At 73.3% G+C, this 19,242-nt stretch carries 21 protein-coding genes; 3 read left to right on the forward strand and 18 right to left on the reverse strand.

The genetic code is table 11. The annotated features are described in order from the left end of the window. Nucleotides 1-99: 99 nt before the first annotated feature. Both LADH09A_RS11970 and LADH09A_RS11975 read right to left on the reverse strand, forming a co-directional pair. The gene (locus LADH09A_RS11970) at nucleotides 100-1,374 is read right to left on the reverse strand and encodes a cupin domain-containing protein (protein ID WP_238644961.1); all 1,275 of its coding nucleotides are present in this window, start codon (nucleotides 1,372-1,374) and stop codon (nucleotides 100-102) included. Between the two features lie 9 nt (nucleotides 1,375-1,383). Then, nucleotides 1,384-1,689 carry a hypothetical protein gene (locus tag LADH09A_RS11975; RefSeq protein ID WP_030490939.1) on the reverse strand — a complete coding sequence of 102 codons (306 nt, stop codon included), beginning with the start codon at nucleotides 1,687-1,689 and terminating at the stop codon, nucleotides 1,384-1,386. Nucleotides 1,690-1,846: 157 nt separating this feature from the next. Between LADH09A_RS11975 and LADH09A_RS11980 the strand changes: the two genes are divergently transcribed. Next, nucleotides 1,847-2,626: a DUF72 domain-containing protein gene (locus LADH09A_RS11980; RefSeq protein WP_238644962.1), complete on the forward strand. Its 780-nt coding sequence runs from the start codon at nucleotides 1,847-1,849 to the stop codon at nucleotides 2,624-2,626. Nucleotides 2,627-2,671: 45 nt separating this feature from the next. On the opposite strand, the gene LADH09A_RS11985 is transcribed toward LADH09A_RS11980, so the two are convergent. The 9 genes from LADH09A_RS11985 to LADH09A_RS12025 all read right to left on the reverse strand — a co-directional run bounded on the left by LADH09A_RS11985 (nucleotide 2,672) and on the right by LADH09A_RS12025 (nucleotide 8,515). Then, nucleotides 2,672-3,100 (reverse strand): DUF2267 domain-containing protein, encoded by a 429-nt coding sequence (locus LADH09A_RS11985; RefSeq protein WP_179778947.1) that lies wholly within the window; start codon nucleotides 3,098-3,100, stop codon nucleotides 2,672-2,674. A 298-nt stretch (nucleotides 3,101-3,398) separates the two neighbouring features. Continuing rightward, on the reverse strand, nucleotides 3,399-4,271 hold the full coding sequence (locus LADH09A_RS11990; RefSeq protein WP_238644963.1) for a DUF72 domain-containing protein: 873 nt from the start codon (nucleotides 4,269-4,271) through the stop codon (nucleotides 3,399-3,401). A 48-nt stretch (nucleotides 4,272-4,319) separates the two neighbouring features. Next, nucleotides 4,320-4,718 (reverse strand): TraR/DksA family transcriptional regulator, encoded by a 399-nt coding sequence (locus LADH09A_RS11995; protein WP_238644964.1) that lies wholly within the window; start codon nucleotides 4,716-4,718, stop codon nucleotides 4,320-4,322. Nucleotides 4,719-4,882: 164 nt separating this feature from the next. Further along, nucleotides 4,883-5,545 (reverse strand): nucleoside/nucleotide kinase family protein, encoded by a 663-nt coding sequence (locus tag LADH09A_RS12000; protein WP_238644965.1) that lies wholly within the window; start codon nucleotides 5,543-5,545, stop codon nucleotides 4,883-4,885. Between the two features lie 41 nt (nucleotides 5,546-5,586). Then, the gene (locus tag LADH09A_RS12005) at nucleotides 5,587-6,192 is read right to left on the reverse strand and encodes a winged helix-turn-helix domain-containing protein (RefSeq protein ID WP_238644966.1); all 606 of its coding nucleotides are present in this window, start codon (nucleotides 6,190-6,192) and stop codon (nucleotides 5,587-5,589) included. 247 nt (nucleotides 6,193-6,439) lie between these two features. Next, nucleotides 6,440-6,988, reverse strand: a complete 549-nt coding sequence (locus tag LADH09A_RS12010; RefSeq protein ID WP_238644967.1) for a winged helix-turn-helix domain-containing protein — start codon at nucleotides 6,986-6,988, stop codon at nucleotides 6,440-6,442. A gap of 50 nt (nucleotides 6,989-7,038) precedes the next feature. After that, complete coding sequence (locus tag LADH09A_RS12015) at nucleotides 7,039-7,524, reverse strand: rhodanese-like domain-containing protein (RefSeq protein WP_238644968.1); 486 nt, start codon at nucleotides 7,522-7,524, stop codon at nucleotides 7,039-7,041. Between the two features lie 46 nt (nucleotides 7,525-7,570). Continuing rightward, complete coding sequence (locus LADH09A_RS12020) at nucleotides 7,571-8,026, reverse strand: cysteine dioxygenase (RefSeq protein WP_238644969.1); 456 nt, start codon at nucleotides 8,024-8,026, stop codon at nucleotides 7,571-7,573. A 111-nt stretch (nucleotides 8,027-8,137) separates the two neighbouring features. Then, nucleotides 8,138-8,515, reverse strand: a complete 378-nt coding sequence (locus tag LADH09A_RS12025; protein ID WP_238644970.1) for a cupin domain-containing protein — start codon at nucleotides 8,513-8,515, stop codon at nucleotides 8,138-8,140. A 63-nt stretch (nucleotides 8,516-8,578) separates the two neighbouring features. On the opposite strand from LADH09A_RS12025, the gene LADH09A_RS12030 reads away from it, so the two are divergent. Together LADH09A_RS12030 and LADH09A_RS12035 are read left to right on the forward strand one after the other, a co-directional pair. Beyond that, on the forward strand, nucleotides 8,579-8,971 hold the full coding sequence (locus LADH09A_RS12030; RefSeq protein WP_238644971.1) for an ankyrin repeat domain-containing protein: 393 nt from the start codon (nucleotides 8,579-8,581) through the stop codon (nucleotides 8,969-8,971). 32 nt (nucleotides 8,972-9,003) lie between these two features. Continuing rightward, nucleotides 9,004-9,951 (forward strand): DUF3500 domain-containing protein, encoded by a 948-nt coding sequence (locus LADH09A_RS12035; RefSeq protein WP_238644972.1) that lies wholly within the window; start codon nucleotides 9,004-9,006, stop codon nucleotides 9,949-9,951. Nucleotides 9,952-10,159: 208 nt separating this feature from the next. Here the strand turns inward: LADH09A_RS12035 and LADH09A_RS12040 are convergent, their stop codons facing one another. The 7 genes from LADH09A_RS12040 to LADH09A_RS12070 form a co-directional block, all read right to left on the reverse strand. Then, a complete protein-coding gene (locus LADH09A_RS12040; RefSeq protein ID WP_238644973.1) occupies nucleotides 10,160-10,918 on the reverse strand; it encodes a class I SAM-dependent methyltransferase in 759 nt (252 codons plus the stop codon). Nucleotides 10,919-11,067: 149 nt separating this feature from the next. After that, nucleotides 11,068-11,559 (reverse strand): DUF2231 domain-containing protein, encoded by a 492-nt coding sequence (locus tag LADH09A_RS12045; RefSeq protein WP_238644974.1) that lies wholly within the window; start codon nucleotides 11,557-11,559, stop codon nucleotides 11,068-11,070. Nucleotides 11,560-11,826: 267 nt separating this feature from the next. Continuing rightward, entirely contained in the window at nucleotides 11,827-12,567 is a 741-nt protein-coding gene (locus LADH09A_RS12050; protein WP_238644975.1) for a GAF and ANTAR domain-containing protein, read from the reverse strand. Between the two features lie 179 nt (nucleotides 12,568-12,746). After that, nucleotides 12,747-15,038: an accessory Sec system translocase SecA2 gene (secA2, locus tag LADH09A_RS12055; RefSeq protein WP_238644976.1), complete on the reverse strand. Its 2,292-nt coding sequence runs from the start codon at nucleotides 15,036-15,038 to the stop codon at nucleotides 12,747-12,749. 111 nt (nucleotides 15,039-15,149) lie between these two features. Next, nucleotides 15,150-16,952: an ABC transporter ATP-binding protein gene (locus tag LADH09A_RS12060; protein ID WP_238644977.1), complete on the reverse strand. Its 1,803-nt coding sequence runs from the start codon at nucleotides 16,950-16,952 to the stop codon at nucleotides 15,150-15,152. A 55-nt stretch (nucleotides 16,953-17,007) separates the two neighbouring features. Next, nucleotides 17,008-18,096, reverse strand: a complete 1,089-nt coding sequence (locus LADH09A_RS12065) for a zinc-binding dehydrogenase (RefSeq protein WP_238644978.1) — start codon at nucleotides 18,094-18,096, stop codon at nucleotides 17,008-17,010. Next, entirely contained in the window at nucleotides 18,089-19,099 is a 1,011-nt protein-coding gene (locus LADH09A_RS12070; RefSeq protein WP_238644979.1) for a Gfo/Idh/MocA family protein, read from the reverse strand. Before LADH09A_RS12070 ends, LADH09A_RS12065 begins: the two co-directional genes overlap by 8 nt. Between the last annotated feature and the right edge of the window lie 143 nt (nucleotides 19,100-19,242).

Here is a 19,242-nt window from a genome sequence, read left to right on the forward strand (position 1 = left end):
CCCGACAGGCCCCGGCCGGCCCCGGCAGGCCCCGGCAGGCCCTTCAGGCCCGACCGGCAAGCCCTGCGGGCCCGAGCGGACAAGCCTGCGGGCCCGGCGTCAGGCCGGGACCAGGACGGCCTCGCGGAGCAGTCGGCGGGCCAGGGTGACCCGGTCGGCGTCGTCGGGCAGGCCGGGCAGGTCACCGACCCGGGAGACTGTGCCGCTGAGCAGGGCACGAGCGGCCGGCTCGCAGGCGACGGGCAGGGTGATCGTCCGGTCGAACAGCCGCAACGCCACCGAGTCGGACCCGTGTGGCACGAGCTGCCAGCGCAGGCCCGGTCGCAGGGTGACCCGGGAGTCGGCGTCCAGGGCGGCCAGCGCGTCGGCCTGGGCGAGCGGTCGGATCGGCGCCGGTCGGGCGGCCGGCCAGGCGCGCTGGCGCAGGCGTGCGGCGACCGCGCCCGGATCGGCGCGCAGGAGCCAGTCCCGCAGTGCCTCCACCGTCTCGGTCAGCTCCGGTTCGATGGCGTCCGGGTCGGCGACGTCGGTGCCGAACGGCAGGCTGGCCCGCAGCCGCTGGTCCTCGACGGCCAGCGCCAGCAACTCCTCGACCAGGGCGTAGCGGGTGAGCGCGCGGATGCCGACGGTCAGGTGCAGCGAGCTGGCATCCTGCGCCTGCGCGCTGTGCAGCCAGCCCCTGGGCAGGTAGAGGGCGTCGCCGGGGGCGAGCACCACGTCCAGCGCGGCGGGGCCCTGCGCGGTGGCGCCGACCTCGTCGGCGCGGCCACCCCACGGCTGCTTCTCCAGCGGGTCGGGCAGCACCGGCGGGTGGATGCGCCAGTGTTTGCGGCCGTCGACCTGGAGGACGAACACGTCGTGGGTGTCGTAGTGGGTGGCGAAGCCCTGGCTGCCGGCCGGGGTGAGGTAGGCGTTGATCTGTAGTGGCTGGCTGAGCGCGAGGCCCAGGTCACGGGCGAAGTCGACAAGCGGTGGCCAGATCCGGTGCAGGCCCTGCAACACGAGGGTGGCACCGGAGGCGTACTGCTCGAGGATGCGCTCGTCGAGCACCTGGTCGCCGATCTCGGCGCCCGCGCCGCCGCCGCCGGTCCAGCGCGAGGACGCGACCAACTGGCCGTCCCTGGCGACGCGCAGGAAGGGGGTACGCAGACCGCGTCGACTGAGCAGCTCGTCGGCGTCGGCGGGGCTGAGGAGGTCGGCGAAGCCGCCCGCGTTGGGTAGTTCGGCGGCGCGGGACAGCAGCGGTGTGTGTCCCCAGTGCGCGGCGGCGAACTTGGCCGGCTCGACCGAGACGCAACGGGCCAGTGCCGCTGTGGCGTGCGCGGACGGAACCGCCGGGCGGCCGTGGCCGCCCGGCGGGTCGAGGTGCGTCATGATGTGCCGCTACCGGGCGCTGCCGTCAGCGCCACCGTCCTGCTGGCCCGGGGTGGCTCCGCCGTCGGCGGGACCCTCCGCGCTGCCGTCGGCGCCACCGTCGTGCTGACCCGGGGTGGCACCGCCGTCGGCGGGACCCTCCGCGCTGCCGTCGGCGCCACCGTCGTGCTGACCCGGGGTGGCACCACCGTCGGCGGGACCCTCCGCGCCACCGTCGGCGCCACCGTCGTGCTGACCGGGGGTCGCGCCACCGTCGGCCGGGCCCTCCGCGCCGCCGCCGCCCGTGGTCTGCATGTCGTCATCGTTGAGTGCCATCGGTACTCCCTTGGGTGTGCCGCCCCGCCGTGCGCCGGGGTCCGTCGTGCTGCGGGTGGTACCCCACGCGCGATCTTCTCTAACCCTCACCGTAGACGCCGAACCGGGGCGACACGGGCAGTTCGCGGGCGGCGGCGGAGAGTGCCAGGATGGGGTGGTGATCCTGGTGGGCACGTCCGGCTGGCAGTACCGGGACTGGCGGGGCCGCTTCTACCCGCAACAGCTGCCGCAGCGGCTCTGGCTGGAGCACTTCGCGGCGGGGTTCGCCACGGTGGAGGTCAACAACGCCTTCTACCGGCTGCCGGAACGGGAGACCTTCGCGGCCTGGCGGGCGCGGACACCGTCGGACTTCTGCGTGGCGGTGAAGATGAGCCGCTACCTCACCCACATCAAACGGTTGCGCGATCCGGCCGAGCCGGTGGCCCGTTTCCTCGGTCGCGCCACCGCGCTCGGTGACCGTCTGGGCCCGGTGCTGCTGCAACTGCCGCCGAACCTGCGGGCGGACGTCGACGCGCTCGACGCGACGCTGCGGCTGTTCCCGGCGGAGGTGCGGGTCGCCGTCGAGCCCCGGCACCCCTCCTGGTGGACCGACGCCACCCGGGCGGTGTTGGAACGGCGTGGGGCGGCGCTGGTCTGGGCCGACCGGCTGGGACGCCCGGTCGCGCCCCGCTGGCGCACCACCGACTTCGGGTACCTGCGGCTGCACGAGGGTCGGGCACGGCCCTGGCCCCGCTACGGCCGCGCCGCGCTCACCTCGTGGGTGCGCCGGCTGACCGACGCCTTCGACGCGGACGAGCCGGCGTACGTCTATTTCAACAACGACCCGGGCGGCGCCGCCATCGTGGACGCCGTCGCGTTCGCCGCGCTGGCCCGCCGGGCCGGGCACCCGGTGACGCGGGTGCCGACACCCGCCGAGGCCGACACCTCACACGACTGAGCCCGCCCGTGGGGTTCCTCGGGCGGGCTCACGAGCGTCAGGCCGTCACGGCATCATCATGGCGAGATCCTTGGGCATGGTGTCCTTCACGTCCTGCCACTCGCCCTGGGTGACGTGTCGGCGCAGGGTGTCCAGCACCACCTGCGTCACCCGTTCCGGGCCGCCCTCCGCGTCGTACGGGAAGCCCTGGCGGACCTCGTAGAGGAAGTCGTCCCGGTTGAGCTTGATCGGCACGTCGGACGGCACCCAGCCGTCGAAGTAGATCCCCCGCACCAGCACCGGCAACTGCTGGGCGAACTCGACGCTCTCGTCCACCGGCAGTCGGTCGCGCAGCAGGTGCAGCACCGTGCGCAGGGCCGCGTACGACTGGTTGCGCCGTTCCTTCGGCCAGCCGTAGGCGTTCTCGATGTCCTTGAGAATGAGGTTCGTCTTGTCCAGCGAGGACTCGAACGCTGAGATCATCGAGTCAGCCATCGGTCGACCCCCGTTCCGTGCTGTCCCACCGTCGGTCGTCGGCGCGCCGAGGCGGCCCCGATGGGCCGCGGCGGGCCCGCACCGGGCTGCCCTGCGGGGCGCGGCGGGCGTTGTCCGCCGTTCCGACCACGTGCAGGACGGCACCGCGCCGTCGATCCGTCACCACTCGAACCGTCATCCCCGTCACCTCCGTGTCGTCTGCGGCGTCGACCACCCCCGGGCGGTCGTACCCACCGAGCCCACCCTGCCCGCGGTGCGGGTGACCCGGCCCCACCCGGATCGGGTGAGCCGGCGACGATCAGTCGGCGCCGAGGAGCCCGGCCAGCGTCGTGGCGTTGGTCTGCGCGTAGTCGCGGTAGCAGTTGTTCATGAGGACGTGGGTCTCGCCGGCCTCGTCGGCCAGCTCGCGCAGCTTCGGCGCCCAGTCGGCCAGCTCCCGCTTGGAGTAGTGGTAGCCGAACTTCTCGTGGATGTCCTTGCTGGTCCACTTGTCGCTGTGCCCGTGGAAACGCACCACCGCGAGGTCCGCGGTGGCGGCCAGGATCGGGGGCAGCGAAGAGCGGTGGCCCTGCGGCATGTCCACGCAGACGTACGGCAGTTTGTGCTCGCGCAGGAACGCCAGGGTCTCGTCGGCGTTGTCGCCGTCGAACCAGGAGGCGTGCCGGAACTCGTAGACCGGGCGCAGCGGCGCGCAGCGCTTCGCCACCTCCAGCAGGTACTGCTTGTTGGCCCGCTTGATGGTGAACCAGGGCGGGAACTGGAACAGCAGCGCACCCAGCTTGCCCGCCTCGACCAGCGGGTCCAGGGCGGACAGGAAACGCGTCCAGACCTCCTCGTACGACTGCGCGGGCAGGTCGTCGGGGTAGACGTTCTTCTTGTCGGTCTCCGGACGCAGGTCCTTGTAGAGGGCGCTGACCCGGGTGGGGTGCCCGGTCAGCAGACTGAACGCCTTGATGTTGAAGGTGAAACCGGCCGGGGTGCGCTCGGCCCACAGCTGCGCGGTCGCCTCGGCGGGCGGCGAGTAGTACGTGGCGTCCACCTCGACCAGCGGGAACTTGCGCGCGTAGTAGGCCAGCCGCTTCTCCGGGGTGTCCGCCGTCTGCGGGTACCAACCCGAGTCCAGCAGAGTGCGGTCGGTCCACGACGCGGTGCCCACCAGGATGTCACCCATGGCTCAAGTCCATCGCGTCACGGACCGACCGGCAACCGCTGGCGTCGCTCAGGCCGCCCGCCGTTCGCGGGTCTGCTTGCAGGTCACGCAGGTGGTGGCGGACGGGAAGATCTCCAGTCGCTCCACCGGGATCGCCGCCGAGCAGCCCTCGCACCAGCCGTAGGTGCCCTCGGCGAGCCGGCCGAGCGCGTGCTCGTACTGGGCGCGACGGTCGAGGATGGTGCGCAACAGGGACTGCGCGGTGTCCCGCTCGGCCGTCTTGGTGCCGCTGTCGGCCTGGTCGTCGCCGGCGGTGTCGCCGACCTCCACCAGCCGCAGCACCTGGCTCTGGAGCACGGCCTGGTCGTACTCGGCGGTCAGCTCGTCGTAGCGCGCCTGGAGGGAGAGCCGGATCTGGTCGATCTCCGTCTGGGAACGGGTCGTACCGACCGTGTCGTGGACGAGCATCGCTGCCTGCCTTTCCTGGGCCTGTGGGCTCACGGTGAACCGGGTGCCGGCGGCGGGAAGCCCCGGTCACGGTCGCAATCGGTGCGCGGGCGATCACCCGTGCTCTGTGAGCCGGGCGAATACCCACCGGATCGGCAGAGCAAACCGGCGATTTTCCGGGGTTGTCAGCCGTCGCCGCCGGGCTCCACGAGCGCGGGACGGCGGGGGTCGTCGGCGCGTACCACCACGTCGGCGAAGCTCGCCGGGACGACCTCCTCGGCGTACCGGTCGAAGGCGGGCAGCGCCCACTCCTGCGCCGGTTCGGTGCGTCGGCGCAGCGCCGCCGGGGACAGCTCCAGGTGGACGGTGACGTCGAAGGGCAGCCCGCCGCCGAGCAGCAGCGGGCCGCTGACCAGGACGACGCCTCCGGGTGGCAGGTCGACGTAGCGGGCTCGGCTGGCCCGGTCGGCGTCGGCGTCCCACAGCGACGGGAGCACCCGACCGGTGCCGCCCGGGCCGGCCGGGTCGAGCACCTCCCGGCGCAGGCCGGCCTCGTCGACCCAGTTCTCGTAGAAGGAGTCCGGGTTGGTGCGGCCCAGCTCGTAGCGCAGCGACGCGGGGCGCAGGAAGTCGGTGGCGCGTACGTGCAGCACCGGACGGCCTCGGGCGCGCAGCGGGTCGACGAGCGCGGCGGCCAGCTCGTCCGGCCCGGCGGCGGGGGCACCGTCCACCGCCACCCGCAGCCGGGCGGGCCCGGCGTCGGCGGTCGCGGAGCGGGTCGCGGCGTCGGCCAGCCGGCCGGTCAGCTCGGTGACGAGCAGGTCGGGCGAGATGGGGCGGATGCGCACCGGACCATCCTGCCCCGCGTCGGGTGGGCGGGTGACGCCGGTCAGCCGCTGCGGTCGATGGTGACCCGGGCGTCGTCGGCCAGCCGGTAGCCCACCCCGTAGACGGTGGTGACCAGTGGAACGTCCACCCCGACCTTGCCGCGCAGCCGACGCACGTGCACGTCGACGGTGCGTACGCCGGCGTGCTCGTAGCCCCAGACGGCGTTGAGCAGTTGCAGGCGGGTGAACACCCGGCGCGGATGGGCGACCAGGTGCAGCAGCAGGTCGAACTCCAGCCGGGTCAGCGGCAGCGGCTCGTCGTCGCGCAGCACCGAGCGGGACGAGGCGAGGATGTGCAGGGCGGGGATGGTCGGGCTGAGCGCGCGGGTCGGCGACCGGTTGGCGGACGTCTGGTCGGGGCGGCGCTCGGTCGGGACGGACCCGATGATCACGCCCTCGCCGCGCTCCAGCATCTCCCGCGCGGCTTCGAGCAGGCGACGTGCCGCTGGGGTCAGCGACTCCTCACAGGCCAGCGGGATGGAGAGCGTCACGGTGAGCACGGGCGTCGCGGTGTTCGCCGGGCGACGCTGACCGCCGGGCGGTCGACCGGGCACCGCGGGTTGCGACGTATGCCATCCGGCGCGCGACGAGGCAGGGCTGACCGACATGGTCCTCCTTGGGCTGGTCCGGGTATCTCCCCACGGCCCGGGACGCCGCTTCATCGATGCTTCCCGGCACCCGGGCGAGAATCAAGAGGCGGCTGCGTTGCATGAATGTGACAATTGACGAACACATCGGAGCCAGATGCTCGCTCTGCGTACGAGGCCTGATGATTACAGCAGAGTCGCCGAGATGCCCCGATACGGGGGTCCCCGCCCGGTTCAGCGAGGTGGTCACAGGCCGCCGGACCAGGGGTTATCGGCTGTGGTCCACGCTGATCCGCGCCTCGTCGGCCAGCCGGTAGCCGACCCCGTAGACGGTCGTCACGACCTCCGAGCCGTCCAGCTTGGCGCGCAGCCGGCGAACGTGCACGTCCACGGTCCGGGCCACCGCGTGCTCGTACCCCCACACACTGGACAACAGCTGGAGACGGGTGAAGACGCGCCGTGGCCGTTCGGCCAGGAACAGCAGCAGCTCGTACTCGATGCGGGTCAGCGGGACGACCCGGTCGCCCTGGCGGACCATCCGCGAGCCGGCCAGGATGCGGACGTGGGCCGCGTCGGCGGGCGGCGCGCCGGTGGCGGGGCTCGGGGCCGGTCGCGGCCCCGGCACCACGTCCTCGACGGTACGCAGCTGACCCTCCCCCGACTCGGCCAGCTCGCCGAGCAACTGCACCAACCGGGCCAGCCGGGGGCTCAGCGGCCCCGGGACGAGGTCGAGGGTGATGGTGAGGGTCGGGCCGGTGCGCGGGCGGGCCGGGCGGGCGCCCGGGTGGCGGCGCGTGGGGATGGCGACGACGGACATGGTGCCTCCTGAGTGGCGGTACGCCCGCCACGCCGGGTGCGGCGTGACGGTCAGCGGCGCGCCCACCCGGTCTTGACGGGGGACGCGAGGGGGGAGGTGTGCAGCGGGGTCGGGCCGAGAGCGGGCAGGCCGGCGATCCGCCACGCCGCGAAGCCGCCGACCACGTCGGTGGCCAGGTGCAGGCCGACGTCCTGCAGGGCGGCGGCGGCCAGCGACGAGGTGTAGCCCTCCTGGCAGAGGATCATCACCGGTACGTCGTAGTCGACGGCCTGGGGCAGTCGGGCCGGGCAGCGGGGGTCGAAGCGCCACTCCAGCACGTTGCGCTCGATCGTGAGCGAGCCCGGCACCACGCCGTGCGCGGCCCGCTGTGCGGCCGGTCGGATGTCGACCAGCAGCGCTCCGGCCCGGTACGCCAGGTGCGCCCGCTCCGGGTCCAGCCGGCGAAGCCGGGCACGCGCGGCAGCCAGGATCTCGTCGATGCCCCGGGAGCCCGGCGGCGGCACGGGGGCCGGACAGTGCTCGGCGGTTGTCTGCATTATCGGTTCCTTCCGGTGACAGGGAGTGGAGCGTGGCTCGCCGCGGTCACCACGACCGGCCGGCCTCGGCGACCTCGGCGACGCGCAGCCGCCCGTCCACCAGGTGGTAGCGGGTCATTCGCAGCAACGCCGGCCGGTAGACGTGCACGCTGACCGCCGGCGCCGGGCCCCGGTTGGTCACCTGGTGCACGTGTCGGGGGCCGAAGCGGCGACCGGCGCCGGCGCTCAGCAGTCGTGGGCGCAACCGACCGGCGGCGACCGTCTCCTCGGTGAGCGCGCCGCTGACGACCCGGAACGCCCCGGCCGAGCCACCGTGGTCGTGCAGGTCGGTGCCCTGGCCGGGCAACCAGCTCAGTGCCCACACCTCGTGGTCGTCGCCGACGGCGAGGCGCGCGTACCAGCGCTCGGCGGGGTCGAAGCGCAGCGCGACCGGCCAGCCGGCCGGGTCGGCCCACCGGGCGGCGACGGTGAGCAGGTCGGGCTCCGGGCGGTGGTGCGTCATGACGGTTCCTCGCGGGTCGTTCGGCGGGGTGCCCCCGTACTTTAGACGGTAAAGCCTATAGGTTTAGTAGGTAATTCCACCTGCTGGGACGCAGGTCAGGTCCACCGTCGATCAGCGCAGCACCGGCGGATCCACCCGGTAGCCGGGCAGCGAGGGCCACCGCACGGTCAGCACCACCGACGCGCGCTCCGCGAACCAGGAGTGGTCCACCCCCCGACCCCACACCACGTAGTCGCCCGGCGCGGCCAGCCGCACCGTCCGGTCCGGCAGCTCGACCCGGAAACACCCCTCCACGAGTACGAGCAGAGTGGTACGCCGCTCCCCGGTCGCCCACCGGGACCGGGCCTGCCCGGGCGGGTGCACTCCCCACTTCACCTCGACGTCGGCACTGTGCCGGATCTCCCCCGGTGGCGCGAAGTGCCCGAGCAGCCAACCGGCGTTGGTGGCACCGTCGACACCCGCGTTGCCCACGTACACCGTCTCGACCATCGGAACCTCCCCCAGCACACCGGCCGAGCAACCTATCAGGACCGCTGCGACTAACCTGGAGCGGTGACCGACCACCTCGACGCCGAGACGCTGGCGTTCGCGCACCGGATGTTCGACCTGGCCCGGGCCGGCTCCACCGAGGAGCTGGCCGCGCAGCTCGACGCCGGCCTGCCCGTCAACCTCACCAACGACAAGGGCGACACGCTGCTGATCCTGGCCGCGTACCACGCCCACCCGGACACGGTGGCCGCCCTGCTGGATCGCGGCGCCGACCACACCCGGGCCAACGACCGGGGTCAGACCGCGCTGGCCGCCGCGGTCTTCCGCAGCAGCACCGAAGCGGTCCGCGCGCTCCTCGCCGCCGGCGCCGACCCGGCACACGGCAACCCCTCGGCACTGGACACCGCGCAGTTCTTCGACCTGCCGGAGATGACAGAGCTGCTGCGCGCCGGCTGACACCGGCGTCGGCGTGCCGGTATACAGGGTCGGTGGAAGATCCCCTGCCCGAGCAGATGAGGGCCGCCAGCACCACGCTGCTGGCCGCGCTCGACCCCGCCGCCCGCGACAGCGCCGTGCACCCGTTCGACGACGAGTCGTCCCGACGCTGGCTGGAGTACCGCCCTCGACCCCGGCCCGGCGTCTGCCTCGCCGCGCTCGACGTCGCTGGCCGCAAGGCCGCGCACCGGCTGCTGGCCACCGCGCTCAGCCCCTCGGCGTACGCGCAGGCGATGGCGATCATCGCGCTGGAGGAGGTGCTGGACCGGGCCGAGGGCTGGCACCGCGGGCGGCACAGCGGCGACTACTGGGTGGCCGTGTTCGGTGACCCGGCACGCGACGACCGCTGGGCGTGGCGGCTCGAAGGGCACCACCTGTCGGTGAACATGACCGTGGTGGACGGTCAGGTCTCCCCCGCCCCGATCTTCTTCGGCGCCAACCCGGCGGCGGTCCGCTACGCCGGCCGCCCGGTCTCCCGCCCACTCGGCATCGAGGAGGACCTGGGCCGGGCACTGCTCGACGCGATCGGGCCCGCCGAACGGGCCGCCGCGATCATCGCCGACGAGGCGCCCGCGGACATCATCAGCGCCACCCGCGGACAGGTCGACGCCCCGCTGGAACCGCTGGGCGTGCCGTCCGACCGGTTGGGGCCGACCGGCCGCGCACTGCTCGACCAGGTGGTCGCGCTCTACCTGGACCGGCTGCCACCCGAACTGGCCATCCGCGAGGCACGCCGACTGGACGCCGGCCGGCTGCACTTCGCCTGGGCCGGCCCGACCCACCCCGGGCAGCGGCACTACTACCGGGTGCAGGGCGAGGATCTGCTGATCGAGTACGACAACACCAGCGCGGACGGCAACCACGCCCACACCGTGCTCCGCCGCCCCGCCAGCGACTTCGGCGCCGACATCCTGGCAACCCACCACCAAGACCACCACTAACCCCTACCCCCATCCCGCCCTCGCCCCCGCCCTCGCCCGGCCCCGGCCCCGGCCCCGGCCCCGGCCCCGGTCGATCATGGAGTTGTGGTGGGCGGCTTGGGCGGGTGCGCCACTTTTGTGAGGCACCACAAGTCCATGATCGACGCGGTCAGGGCCGGCGCGGTCAGGGCCGGCGCGGTCAGGGCCGGCGCGGTCAGGGCCGGCGCGGTCAGGGCCGGGTGGCCTCGATGAGGAAGCGTTGGGCGTGGGCGGTGAAGGGGCCCTCGGTGGTGATGCGGTCGTGCAGGGCCAGGAGTTGTTCGCGGTAGCGGTCCACGGTGAACCCGGGCACCGTCCAGATCACCTTGCGCAGGAACCAGACCACCGCGCCGATGTCGGAGAAGGTCGCCCGCAGGGCGGCCCGGCGCAGGTCCACCACCCGCAGACCAGCTGCCTCGGCGGCGGTGGCCGCGTGTTCGGGATGCCGCTGGGCCGGCGGCGGCAGCGGACCGAGGATCGCCTCACTCAACTCCCGCATGGTGCCCGCCCCGATCTGCTGGGACAGGAACGTCCCGCCCGGCCGCAGCACCCGAGCGGTCTGCACCCAGTCGGTACGCACCGGATGCCGGCTGACCACCAGGTCGAAGGACTCGTCGCGGAAGGGCAGCGGCCCGTCCGGGTCGACCGCCACCACCGTCGCACCCACCCGGCGCAGGGTGTGTCGGGCAACCTGCACGTTGGGTGGCCAGCCCTCGGTGGCCGTGAGCAGCTTCGGCGGATGCGGCACCTCGGCGAGCACCTCACCGCCGCCGGTGTCCACGTCCAGAGCGGTGGTGGCGCGCGCCATCCGATCGGCGACCAGCCGGGCGTACGCCCAGGGTGGGCGCTCCTCGGTGGCCCGGCCGGACAGCCAGTCGAAGCCCCAACCGTCGATCGGCGCGGCGGCTGCCTGCGCGATCAACTCATCGGCGTCCCGTAGATTGGTCATGGCGGTCAGCCTCACCGGCCGGCCACCCCGCCGGCAACTCATTTGCGCCCGCCACCGACCGTCGGACGGGTCGGGTCACGGGCCGGCGGCGTGGGCCGGCGGCGTGCGCCGGTGGTGCCGTGCCGAAACCGCCGTGCCGGCTGTGCGCCTCAGGGGCGCGGGCGGACGATCTCTGCGGTGGCACCGGCGAGCGCGTCGAGGCCGCCGGTCTCGGAACGGCCGGCGTCGAACTGGCGCATCAGCCGGGCGCCCAGGTGCACGCCGACGCCACCGGCGGCCAGCGCGACCAGCTCGGTGATCAGGATCGCGGCCGACGCGCCGTGCTCCGGTGACTGCGACCGGACCAGGCAGGTGAGCAGGAACATCCCGGCCATCACCGCGTTCACCAGGTTGAAGGCGACTGCTGTGCGGCGGGTGCGGTCGACCGGTACGTCCCACAGGTCGACCATGCCGGCCACCGCGGTCAGCGCCGCGGCGACGAGGGCGGCGACGCCCGTCCAGTAGCCGACCTCGCCGAGGAACGCCGGCCCGCCGATGACATCGGTGAGGTCGAAGACGGTGGCGCTGACGAAGAGCCCGAGCGGGAACGTGACCAGCATCGGTTGGATCGGGTGGCCCTGCACTCGCAGCCGGCTCTGCATCGGTCCTCCCCCGGGTCGGCGCAGCTCACCTGACCAGAGTGCTACCCGAGCCCGGTCGGGACGAAACGACGCCGCCCGACTCGCCGCCGAAAGGGAGAACGGGCACCGCCGCGGGAACGGGCACCCGGCCCAAGGTGCTTGATCGACTCGAGATTCAGGAAACCGGGCCATCCAAGGGCCCCGGACACCCCGACATCAAGGAACCCGAGTCGATCAACGCCGAGTGCCGGCAAACACCGAGCCGGGCGGGCCGCGACACGCGGTCGGTCAGGCGTCGCGAGGGCGGGAGACCGTCCGGACCAGTCGCTCGGCCACCTCGCGAAGCGGGATGTCCAACGACGACGCGGCGGTGCGCAGCACGTCGAGGGCTTCGGCTGGCGGGCACCCGCGCTGAGTCATGATCACCCCGACGGCCTGGCCGACCACCCCGTCGTGCAGCAGTGCGGCGTCCTGCTCGCTGGCGAGCGTGAGGTGCCGCTTGCGGTCGCGGACGGCCGCCAGCAGCAGGCCGGCGTGTTCGGCGAGCAGCATCGCGGTCAACTGGTGTTGCGGGGTCAGCAGCTCCGGTGAGGCGGCGTAGAGGTTGATCGCGCCGATCACCTGGTCGTCGATGTCCACCGGGGCGGAGATGACCCCGCGGACGCCGAGATCACGGGCGCGTGCCGTCCAGACCGGCCAGCGGGTCTCACCGGCCAGGTCGGCGGCGAGGATCATCTCGCGGCGTTGGACAGCGCTCATCGCCGGTGAGTCCGGACCGTGCCGCAGGTCGTCCAGCCCGGCCAGTCGCTCGTCGGAGGCGGCCACGCCGGCCGGTTCGCCGGCACGCAGGGCGGTGAACCCGCACCAACGCACCCCGGCGACCGCGTCCCGGGTGACCCGGACGAGCGCCAGCAGCGCCTCATCGAAATCGGTCAGGGCGATCAGGCCGGCGGTCAGCTCCCGCAACAGGGCCGCGGTTTCCAGGACACCGAGGGTCTGGACCACCGGCTCCCGCGTGTCGAGGTTCACGGGTTCGCAGCCTCCGTGCGCGCTCGCACCCGCCCCACGCTCATCGTCACCTGTGTCATCGTCTGCTCTCTCCCGACTCGACCGACCAGCCCTACTACCCGGGGAAACCCGGGTCGAAACGGCGTAAATCGGGGCCCCTGCCGCACGTGGACGTACGACAGGGGCCCCGAAGGCCCACGTCAGCGCGGGGCGCCGCTGAGTCGCCGGCCGATCGACGCGATCAACCGGTCCAGCTCGGACCCGAACGGGTTGTCGTGCACCAGGTACGTCCAGGTGGCGGTGGGCCGGACCAGGGTGCCGTCGTCGGGCTGCCAGTCCTCATCGAATTCGGTCTCGGTGAAGGTGGCGATGGTGCGGGCCTCGATCTCCGGGATCAGGTCGTTGAACGCCGGCACGGCCGCCCGGTGGAACTCGTCCAGCGGGTCGAGCCGGCCCAGCGCGCGCAGGTGCACGCCCTCGCGGACCTCCGACAACTCGGCCAGGTGCTCGGCCCAGAGCCGGTCCAGGTGGAAGAGCGCGATCGAGCGGGCCGCACGGGCGAGCAGGTCCTCGTCCATCTCGCCGGCCTTCTCGGGCTCCTTCTCCAGCAGCATCACGGCGGCCACGTCGCTGGTCAGCAACCGCTCGCGACGGGCGGCGAGGGCCTTACGCTGCTGCTCGATCACCACGCTGTAGCGCCAGGTGTTGCGGTGGATCTCGTGGTTGACGCCCTCGGCGACCCGCTGGGCGTGCTCCACCGCGTAGTCGACCTGCTCGTCGGTCACCAGGCCGTCGGCGTTCATCCGCGGCGACGCCGGCACCGAGTCGGCGGCGTGCCGGACGACCAGGTCGTCCTCCAGGCTGACGAAGAAGACCGAGCCACCCGGGTCGCCCTGCCGGCCGGCGCGACCCCGCAACTGGTCGTCCACGCGGCGGCTGTCGTGCCGGCCGCTGCCGATCACGTAGAGGCCGCCCAGCTCGGTGACCCGCTCCTGGTCGCGTTGGTCGCTGCCGCCCAGGCGGATGTCGACGCCCCGGCCGGCCATCTGGGTGGAGACGGTCACCGCGCCGTACGCGCCGGCCTCGGCGATGATCGCCGCTTCCTCGTCGTCGTTCTTGGCGTTCAGCACGACGCAGGGCACCCCGGCCGCGTTCAGACCGGCGGCCAGGCCCTCGGACTCCTTGACGTCCAACGTGCCGACCAGCACCGGCCGCCCCTTGGCGTGCCAGCGCTGGATCTCGTCGATCAGCGCCTCGTCCTTCTCCGCCCGGGTGGCGTAGATGCGGTCCGACTCGTCCTCACGGATGCACGGGGTGTTGGGCGGGATCACCGCGACCTCGAGACCGAAGAACTCCCGCAGCTGGTCGCCGACCAGCACCGCCGTGGCGGTCATGCCGCAGACCTTCGGGTAGAGCGCGATGTACGCCTGCATGGCGATCGTGCCCAGCACCTCGCCCTCGGCGGTGGCGTCCAGGCCCTCCTTGGCCTCGACCGCGGCCTGGAGCCCGTCGGGCCAGCGGCGGCGCTGGGCCACCCGGCCGCGCATCTCGTCGACCAGCTCGACCGAGCCGTCCCGGACGATGTAATCCACGTCACGGTGCAGCAGGGCGTGCGCGTGCAGCGCCACGTTGACCGCGGAGAGCTGCTCGACGTGCTCCTCGTCGTACAGGTCGATGCCGAGCTTGGCCTCGATGGCAGCCAGGCCGGCGGAGGTGAACGCCACGCTGCGGCCGTCGTCCGCGACCGTGTAGTGCTTGCCCTTGCGCAGGCCACGCACCAGGGCGGCGGCGGCGTGCACCGGGTCCTGCTCGCCCGGCACGGCGCCGGCCAGGACCATCGGCACCCGAGCCTCGTCGATCATGATCGAGTCGGCCTCGTCGACGATCGCGGTGGTCAGGGCCGGTTGCACCCGGTCCTCCACGTCGGTGACCAGCTGGTCGCGCAGGTAGTCGAAGCCCGCCTCGCTGACCGAGACGTAGGTGACGTCGCAGGCGTACGCGGCACGCCGCTCCTGCGGGGTGGAGGCCTCGTTGACCCAGCCGACGGTGAGGCCGAGCAGGGTGTAGACCGGCTCCATCCACTGGGCGTCGCGGCGGGCCAGGTAGTCGTTGATGGTGAGCACGTGCACCGGGCCGTTGCCGAGCCGGACGTGCCCGTACGCGGCGATCGTGGCGGTGAGTGTCTTGCCCTCACCGGTGGCCATCTCGGCGACCTTGCCGGACAGCAGCGACATCGCGCCGAGCAGCTGCACGTCGTACGGCCGCTGGTCGAGGCCCCGGCGGGCGGCCTCGCGGCCGACCGCGCAGATCTCCTCGTAACCGGTGGCGGCACCTGCGGCCTCGGTCAGCTCGGCGTCGTCCAGCGCGGCGAGCTCGTCCTCGCGCGCCTCGACAGCCGGCAGCAGCTTCTCCAGTGGAGCAAGATCCACGGTCGAGCCGGGGCGCTGGAGGAACCGCCGGAACTTGCTCTTGAACCGTTGCGACACACCCATGAGCGGCAACGGTACGCGATTCCGGCCGGCTTGCGCGGCCCGGCTGCCGGCAAGTCGACCCCGAACGCAGAGAGCACGCCGACCCCGAACGGAGGGAGCAGGTCGACCCGGTCAGCCGACCAGCAGTTGGTGGGTGGCGAGCTCCCGGTAGAGGGGGTCGGTGGCGGTCAGTTCGGCGTGGGTGCCGACGGCCACCACCCGCCCGCCGTCGAGGACGACGATCTGGTCGGCGTCGACGACGGTGGCGAGCCGGTGCGCCACGATCAACAGGGTCCGGCGGACGGCCACCGCGTCGATGGCGCGGCGCAGCGCCGCCTCGTTGCGGGAGTCGAGGTTGCTGGTCGGCTCGTCCAGCAGCAGCACCGGCGGGCCGGCGAGCAGCGCACGGGCGATGGCCAGCCGCTGCCGCTCACCCCCGGAGAGCAGCACTCCGCCCTCCCCCACCTGGACGTTCAGGCCCTCGGAAGTGCGCTGGGCCAGGTGCGCGAGGTTGACCTCGTCGAGCACCTGGCGCAACCGGTCGTCGGTGGCGTCCGGGGTGGTGATCAGCAGGTTCTCCCGCAGCGTGCCGGCCAGCACCGGCGCTTCCTGCTCGACGTAGCCGAGCCGGGCCCGCAGCGCGTCGCGGGGCAGGTCCCGCACGTCGTGGCCGTCGAGTCGGACCGCGCCGGCACTGACCTCGTAGAAGCGCTCGACCAGGGCCAGCAGGGTGGACTTGCCCGCGCCGGAGGGGCCGACCAACGCGGTACGCGTACCGGCGGGCACCGCGAAGCTGACCTCGTGCAGCACCGGCTCGCCGCCCGGGTAGCCGAATCCCACCCGATCGAACTCGATCATCGGGGCGGACCGGCGCGGGGTGGTCGTCGCGGCGGCGGGAGCGGGCCGGTCCGCCGCGCCCTCGGCGGGCACGGCGAGGATCTCCTCGATCCGCTGGAGGGCACCCAGGCCGGACTGCAACTGGGTGTACGCCCGCAGCACCTGGCCCAGCGGCAGTGCCAGGAGGAACAGGTACATGACGAAGGCGACCAGGTCACCGACAGAGATCGCCCCGGCGGCGACCCGCGCCCCGCCGATGCCGAGCACCAGCAGGAACGCGCCCTGCACGGTGATCGAGCCGATCGGGCCGACCACCGACTGCACCCGGGCCACCCGCAGGCCGGCCTCGTACGCCTCCCGCGCGCTGCCGGTGACGGCCTGCGCCTCCCGGGTCTCGGCGCGACTGGCCCGGATGGTCCGGGCCGCCGAGATGGCCCGCTCCACCGCCGAGGTCATCTCACCGATCCGCTCCTGGGCGGCTCGGGCCAGCGCCCGGACCCGGCGGGCGAAGGTGGCGGCGAAGCCCAGCCCCAGCGCCACCCCGAGCAGGGTGACGCCGAACAGCAGCGGGTCGAGCAGCACCATGGCCGTGCCGGCGCCGACCACCGTCACCGCCCCGGTGACCGTCTCGAAGAGCCCGGAGGTGACGACCGCTCGCAACAGGGTGGTGTCCGAGCCGACCCGGGAGAGCAGGTCCCCGGTGCGCCGACGGTCGTACTCGGCGATGGGCAGCCGCAGCAGGTGACCGGCGAGCCGCCGCCGGGTGCCCAGCACCAGCCCCTCGGCGGTGCGTTGCAGCAGGTAGTCGCGTAGCCCGCCGATCGCCGCGCCGAGCACCACGAGCGCCACCAGCACCGCCACCAGGTCGGCGACGGGATGGTCGGCGCCGATCCGGTCGAGCACCGAGCGGGTGAGCAGCGGCTGCGCCAGCGACGCCGCCGCGCCGACCAGCGACAGCACGCCCACCACGACCAGGGTGCCGGTGTGCTCCCGCAGGTACGGCAGCAGAGCGCGCAGGCCGACCGGCCGGCCCTCGGCGCCGCCGGCCGGTCGGTCCGTCGAGGTGCCGCCGGCCGGCGGGTGCGTCGAGGTGCTCATGCCGCGAACGGTAGTCCGCCGCGTCACCTGGGCGGGCACGCTCCGGCCCAGCGGGTCAGACGGAGAGCACCACCTGAAGCTCCTGGCGGCGACGGTCGGCCAGGTCGGTGAGCAGGGTGGGCGCCTCGTCGAACGGTACGACCGCCGAGACGAGGTGCTTGCGGATCACGTCCCCGTACGTGCGGAGCAGGTCGACGGTCTCGGCGGAGAGCCGCTCGCGGTCCCAGGTGGGGGCGAGCCCGCGCGGCACCCGGCCGATCTGCGCGCAGCGCAGCGAGAGCCCGTTGTGGTGGAACTCCTCACCGAGCCGCACCGCGTCCGCGCCCTCCTGGTAGAAGGCGAGGTCGATGACAGTGCCCTGGGGACGCAGCAGGCGCAGGGCGAGCTGCAACGCCCAGGCCTGTCCCCGGCACTGGAACACCACGTCCGCGCCCCGGTCACCGGCGGTGTGGGCCCACCGGGTCTTGAGCACGACCGCCGGGTCGTCCGCGTCCGGGTCGAGAGTTTCCAGGCCGAGCGACTCGGCCACCTGGCGACGGTGCGGGGTGGGATCGAGCACCACCACGGAGGCGGCGCCGTTGCGCCGGGCGAACAGCGCCGTCAGCAGCGCCACCACCCCGGCACCGACCACGGCGACGCGCCGGCCGCGCACCCCGTCGCCGAGCGCGCGGACGTCGGCGCCGTGCAGGTCGGCCGCGGCGTGCAGCAGACCGTTGGCGCAGATCGGGCCCATGTGGGCGACGTAGACGCCGAGCAGCGGGTCGAGGTCGTCGGGCAGCGGCACGAACCGCTCGGCGACCGGGTCGGCCAGCCAGCCGGTGCGGTGCCCGTACGTCATCGCGCCGACCGTGCCGACGGCGACGGCCGGGGTGTCGCTCTCCACCACCCGGCCTACCTGCATGTAACCGAGCCGGTTCACCGGGTAGGGGGTGCTCGCCGCGCCCGGTTGGAACAGCCCCAGGTCGGCGTTCCAGGTGACGTTCAGGTAGGGGTTCGTGCCCTTGACGTAGCTCAGCTCGGTGCCGGCGGACACGCCGCTGTAGAGCGTCTCGACCCGGAACGTGCCGGGCCGCTGTGGCGCGGCGTCCTGCTCGACCAGCTCGACCCGGCCGGGGCCGGTGACCACGACGACCTTGTCACGCATTGACGGTCACCCCCGTGCTGAGCGCCGCCGGTGCGGTCGCGGCGGTAAGCCGCACGGTGGTGCCGGTGCGGGCCGAGTCGGCGACCGCGAGGGCCAGCCGTTGGGTGGCCAGCGCCTCGGCGTACGGGACGCGGACGTCGTCACCGATGCCGCGCACGGCGTCGACGAAGGCGCGGTCCACCGCGACCCGGGCGGCCTCCGGGTCGGCGGGAACGTGTCGTTCCCCGTCGGCGTCGCGGATCGTCAGGCCGTCCTCGGTCAGCGAGAGGGCCAGCCCGTCGGCGAGGATCTCCAGGCCGGCGCGGTGCTTCCAGCCCAGCACGCACGCCGCGCTGAGGGTGCCGACCGCACCGTCGGCGAAGCGCAGCGCGGCGGTGGTCACCGAGTCGATGTCGGCGCCGTCGACCGGCGGCGGTGTGCCGTTGCCGTACGCGGTGACCTCGGTCACCTCGCCGGCCAGCACACGGATCAGGTCCAGCACGTGGGCCGCCTGCTCGACCACCGGGCCGCCGGAGCGGTCCCGCCGCGACCACCACGCCACCGGGGGCACCTTGTCGAGCCAGGCGCCGCTGACCATCCGCACCGGACGATCGGCCAGCAGGTCACGGGCCTGATCGAGCACGCTCAGATAGCGCCAGTGGTGACCGACGGCGGTACGCAGCCCGCTGCCCGCGACCAGGTCGGCGATCCGCTCGGCGGTGCCCAGGTCGACCGCGACGGGCTTCTCCACGAACATCGGCACCCCAGCCTCGATCACCGCCTCCTCGGCGGGGCCGTGCGCGAACGGCGGCACGCAGACGTACACCGCGTCCAGGCCACTGGCCAGCAGCTCGGCAACGTCGGCGCAGGCCCGACCGCCGTGCTGCGCGGCCAGCGCGGACGCCGCCTCCGGCGCGACGTCGGTGACCCCGACCAGCTCGACGTCGTCGAAGCCGGCCAGCACCCGAGCGTGACGTTGTGCCACTCCCCCGGCTCCGATCAGACCCACCCGGCACTGCTGCATTTCGGCACCCCTTTGAAGACCTTTCATGAGCGCTAGGAGGAGTCCCCTGGCATGTGCGCAATCAAACGTTCATCCCCCGGGAACGCTGGGATGTCACCGTTGTGATCAAGCTGTTGCCGAGAAAGCGGTTAGCGCGTGGTGAG

Source organism: Micromonospora cabrerizensis, assembly GCF_022230955.1.
Lineage (GTDB): Bacteria > Actinomycetota > Actinomycetes > Mycobacteriales > Micromonosporaceae > Micromonospora > Micromonospora cabrerizensis.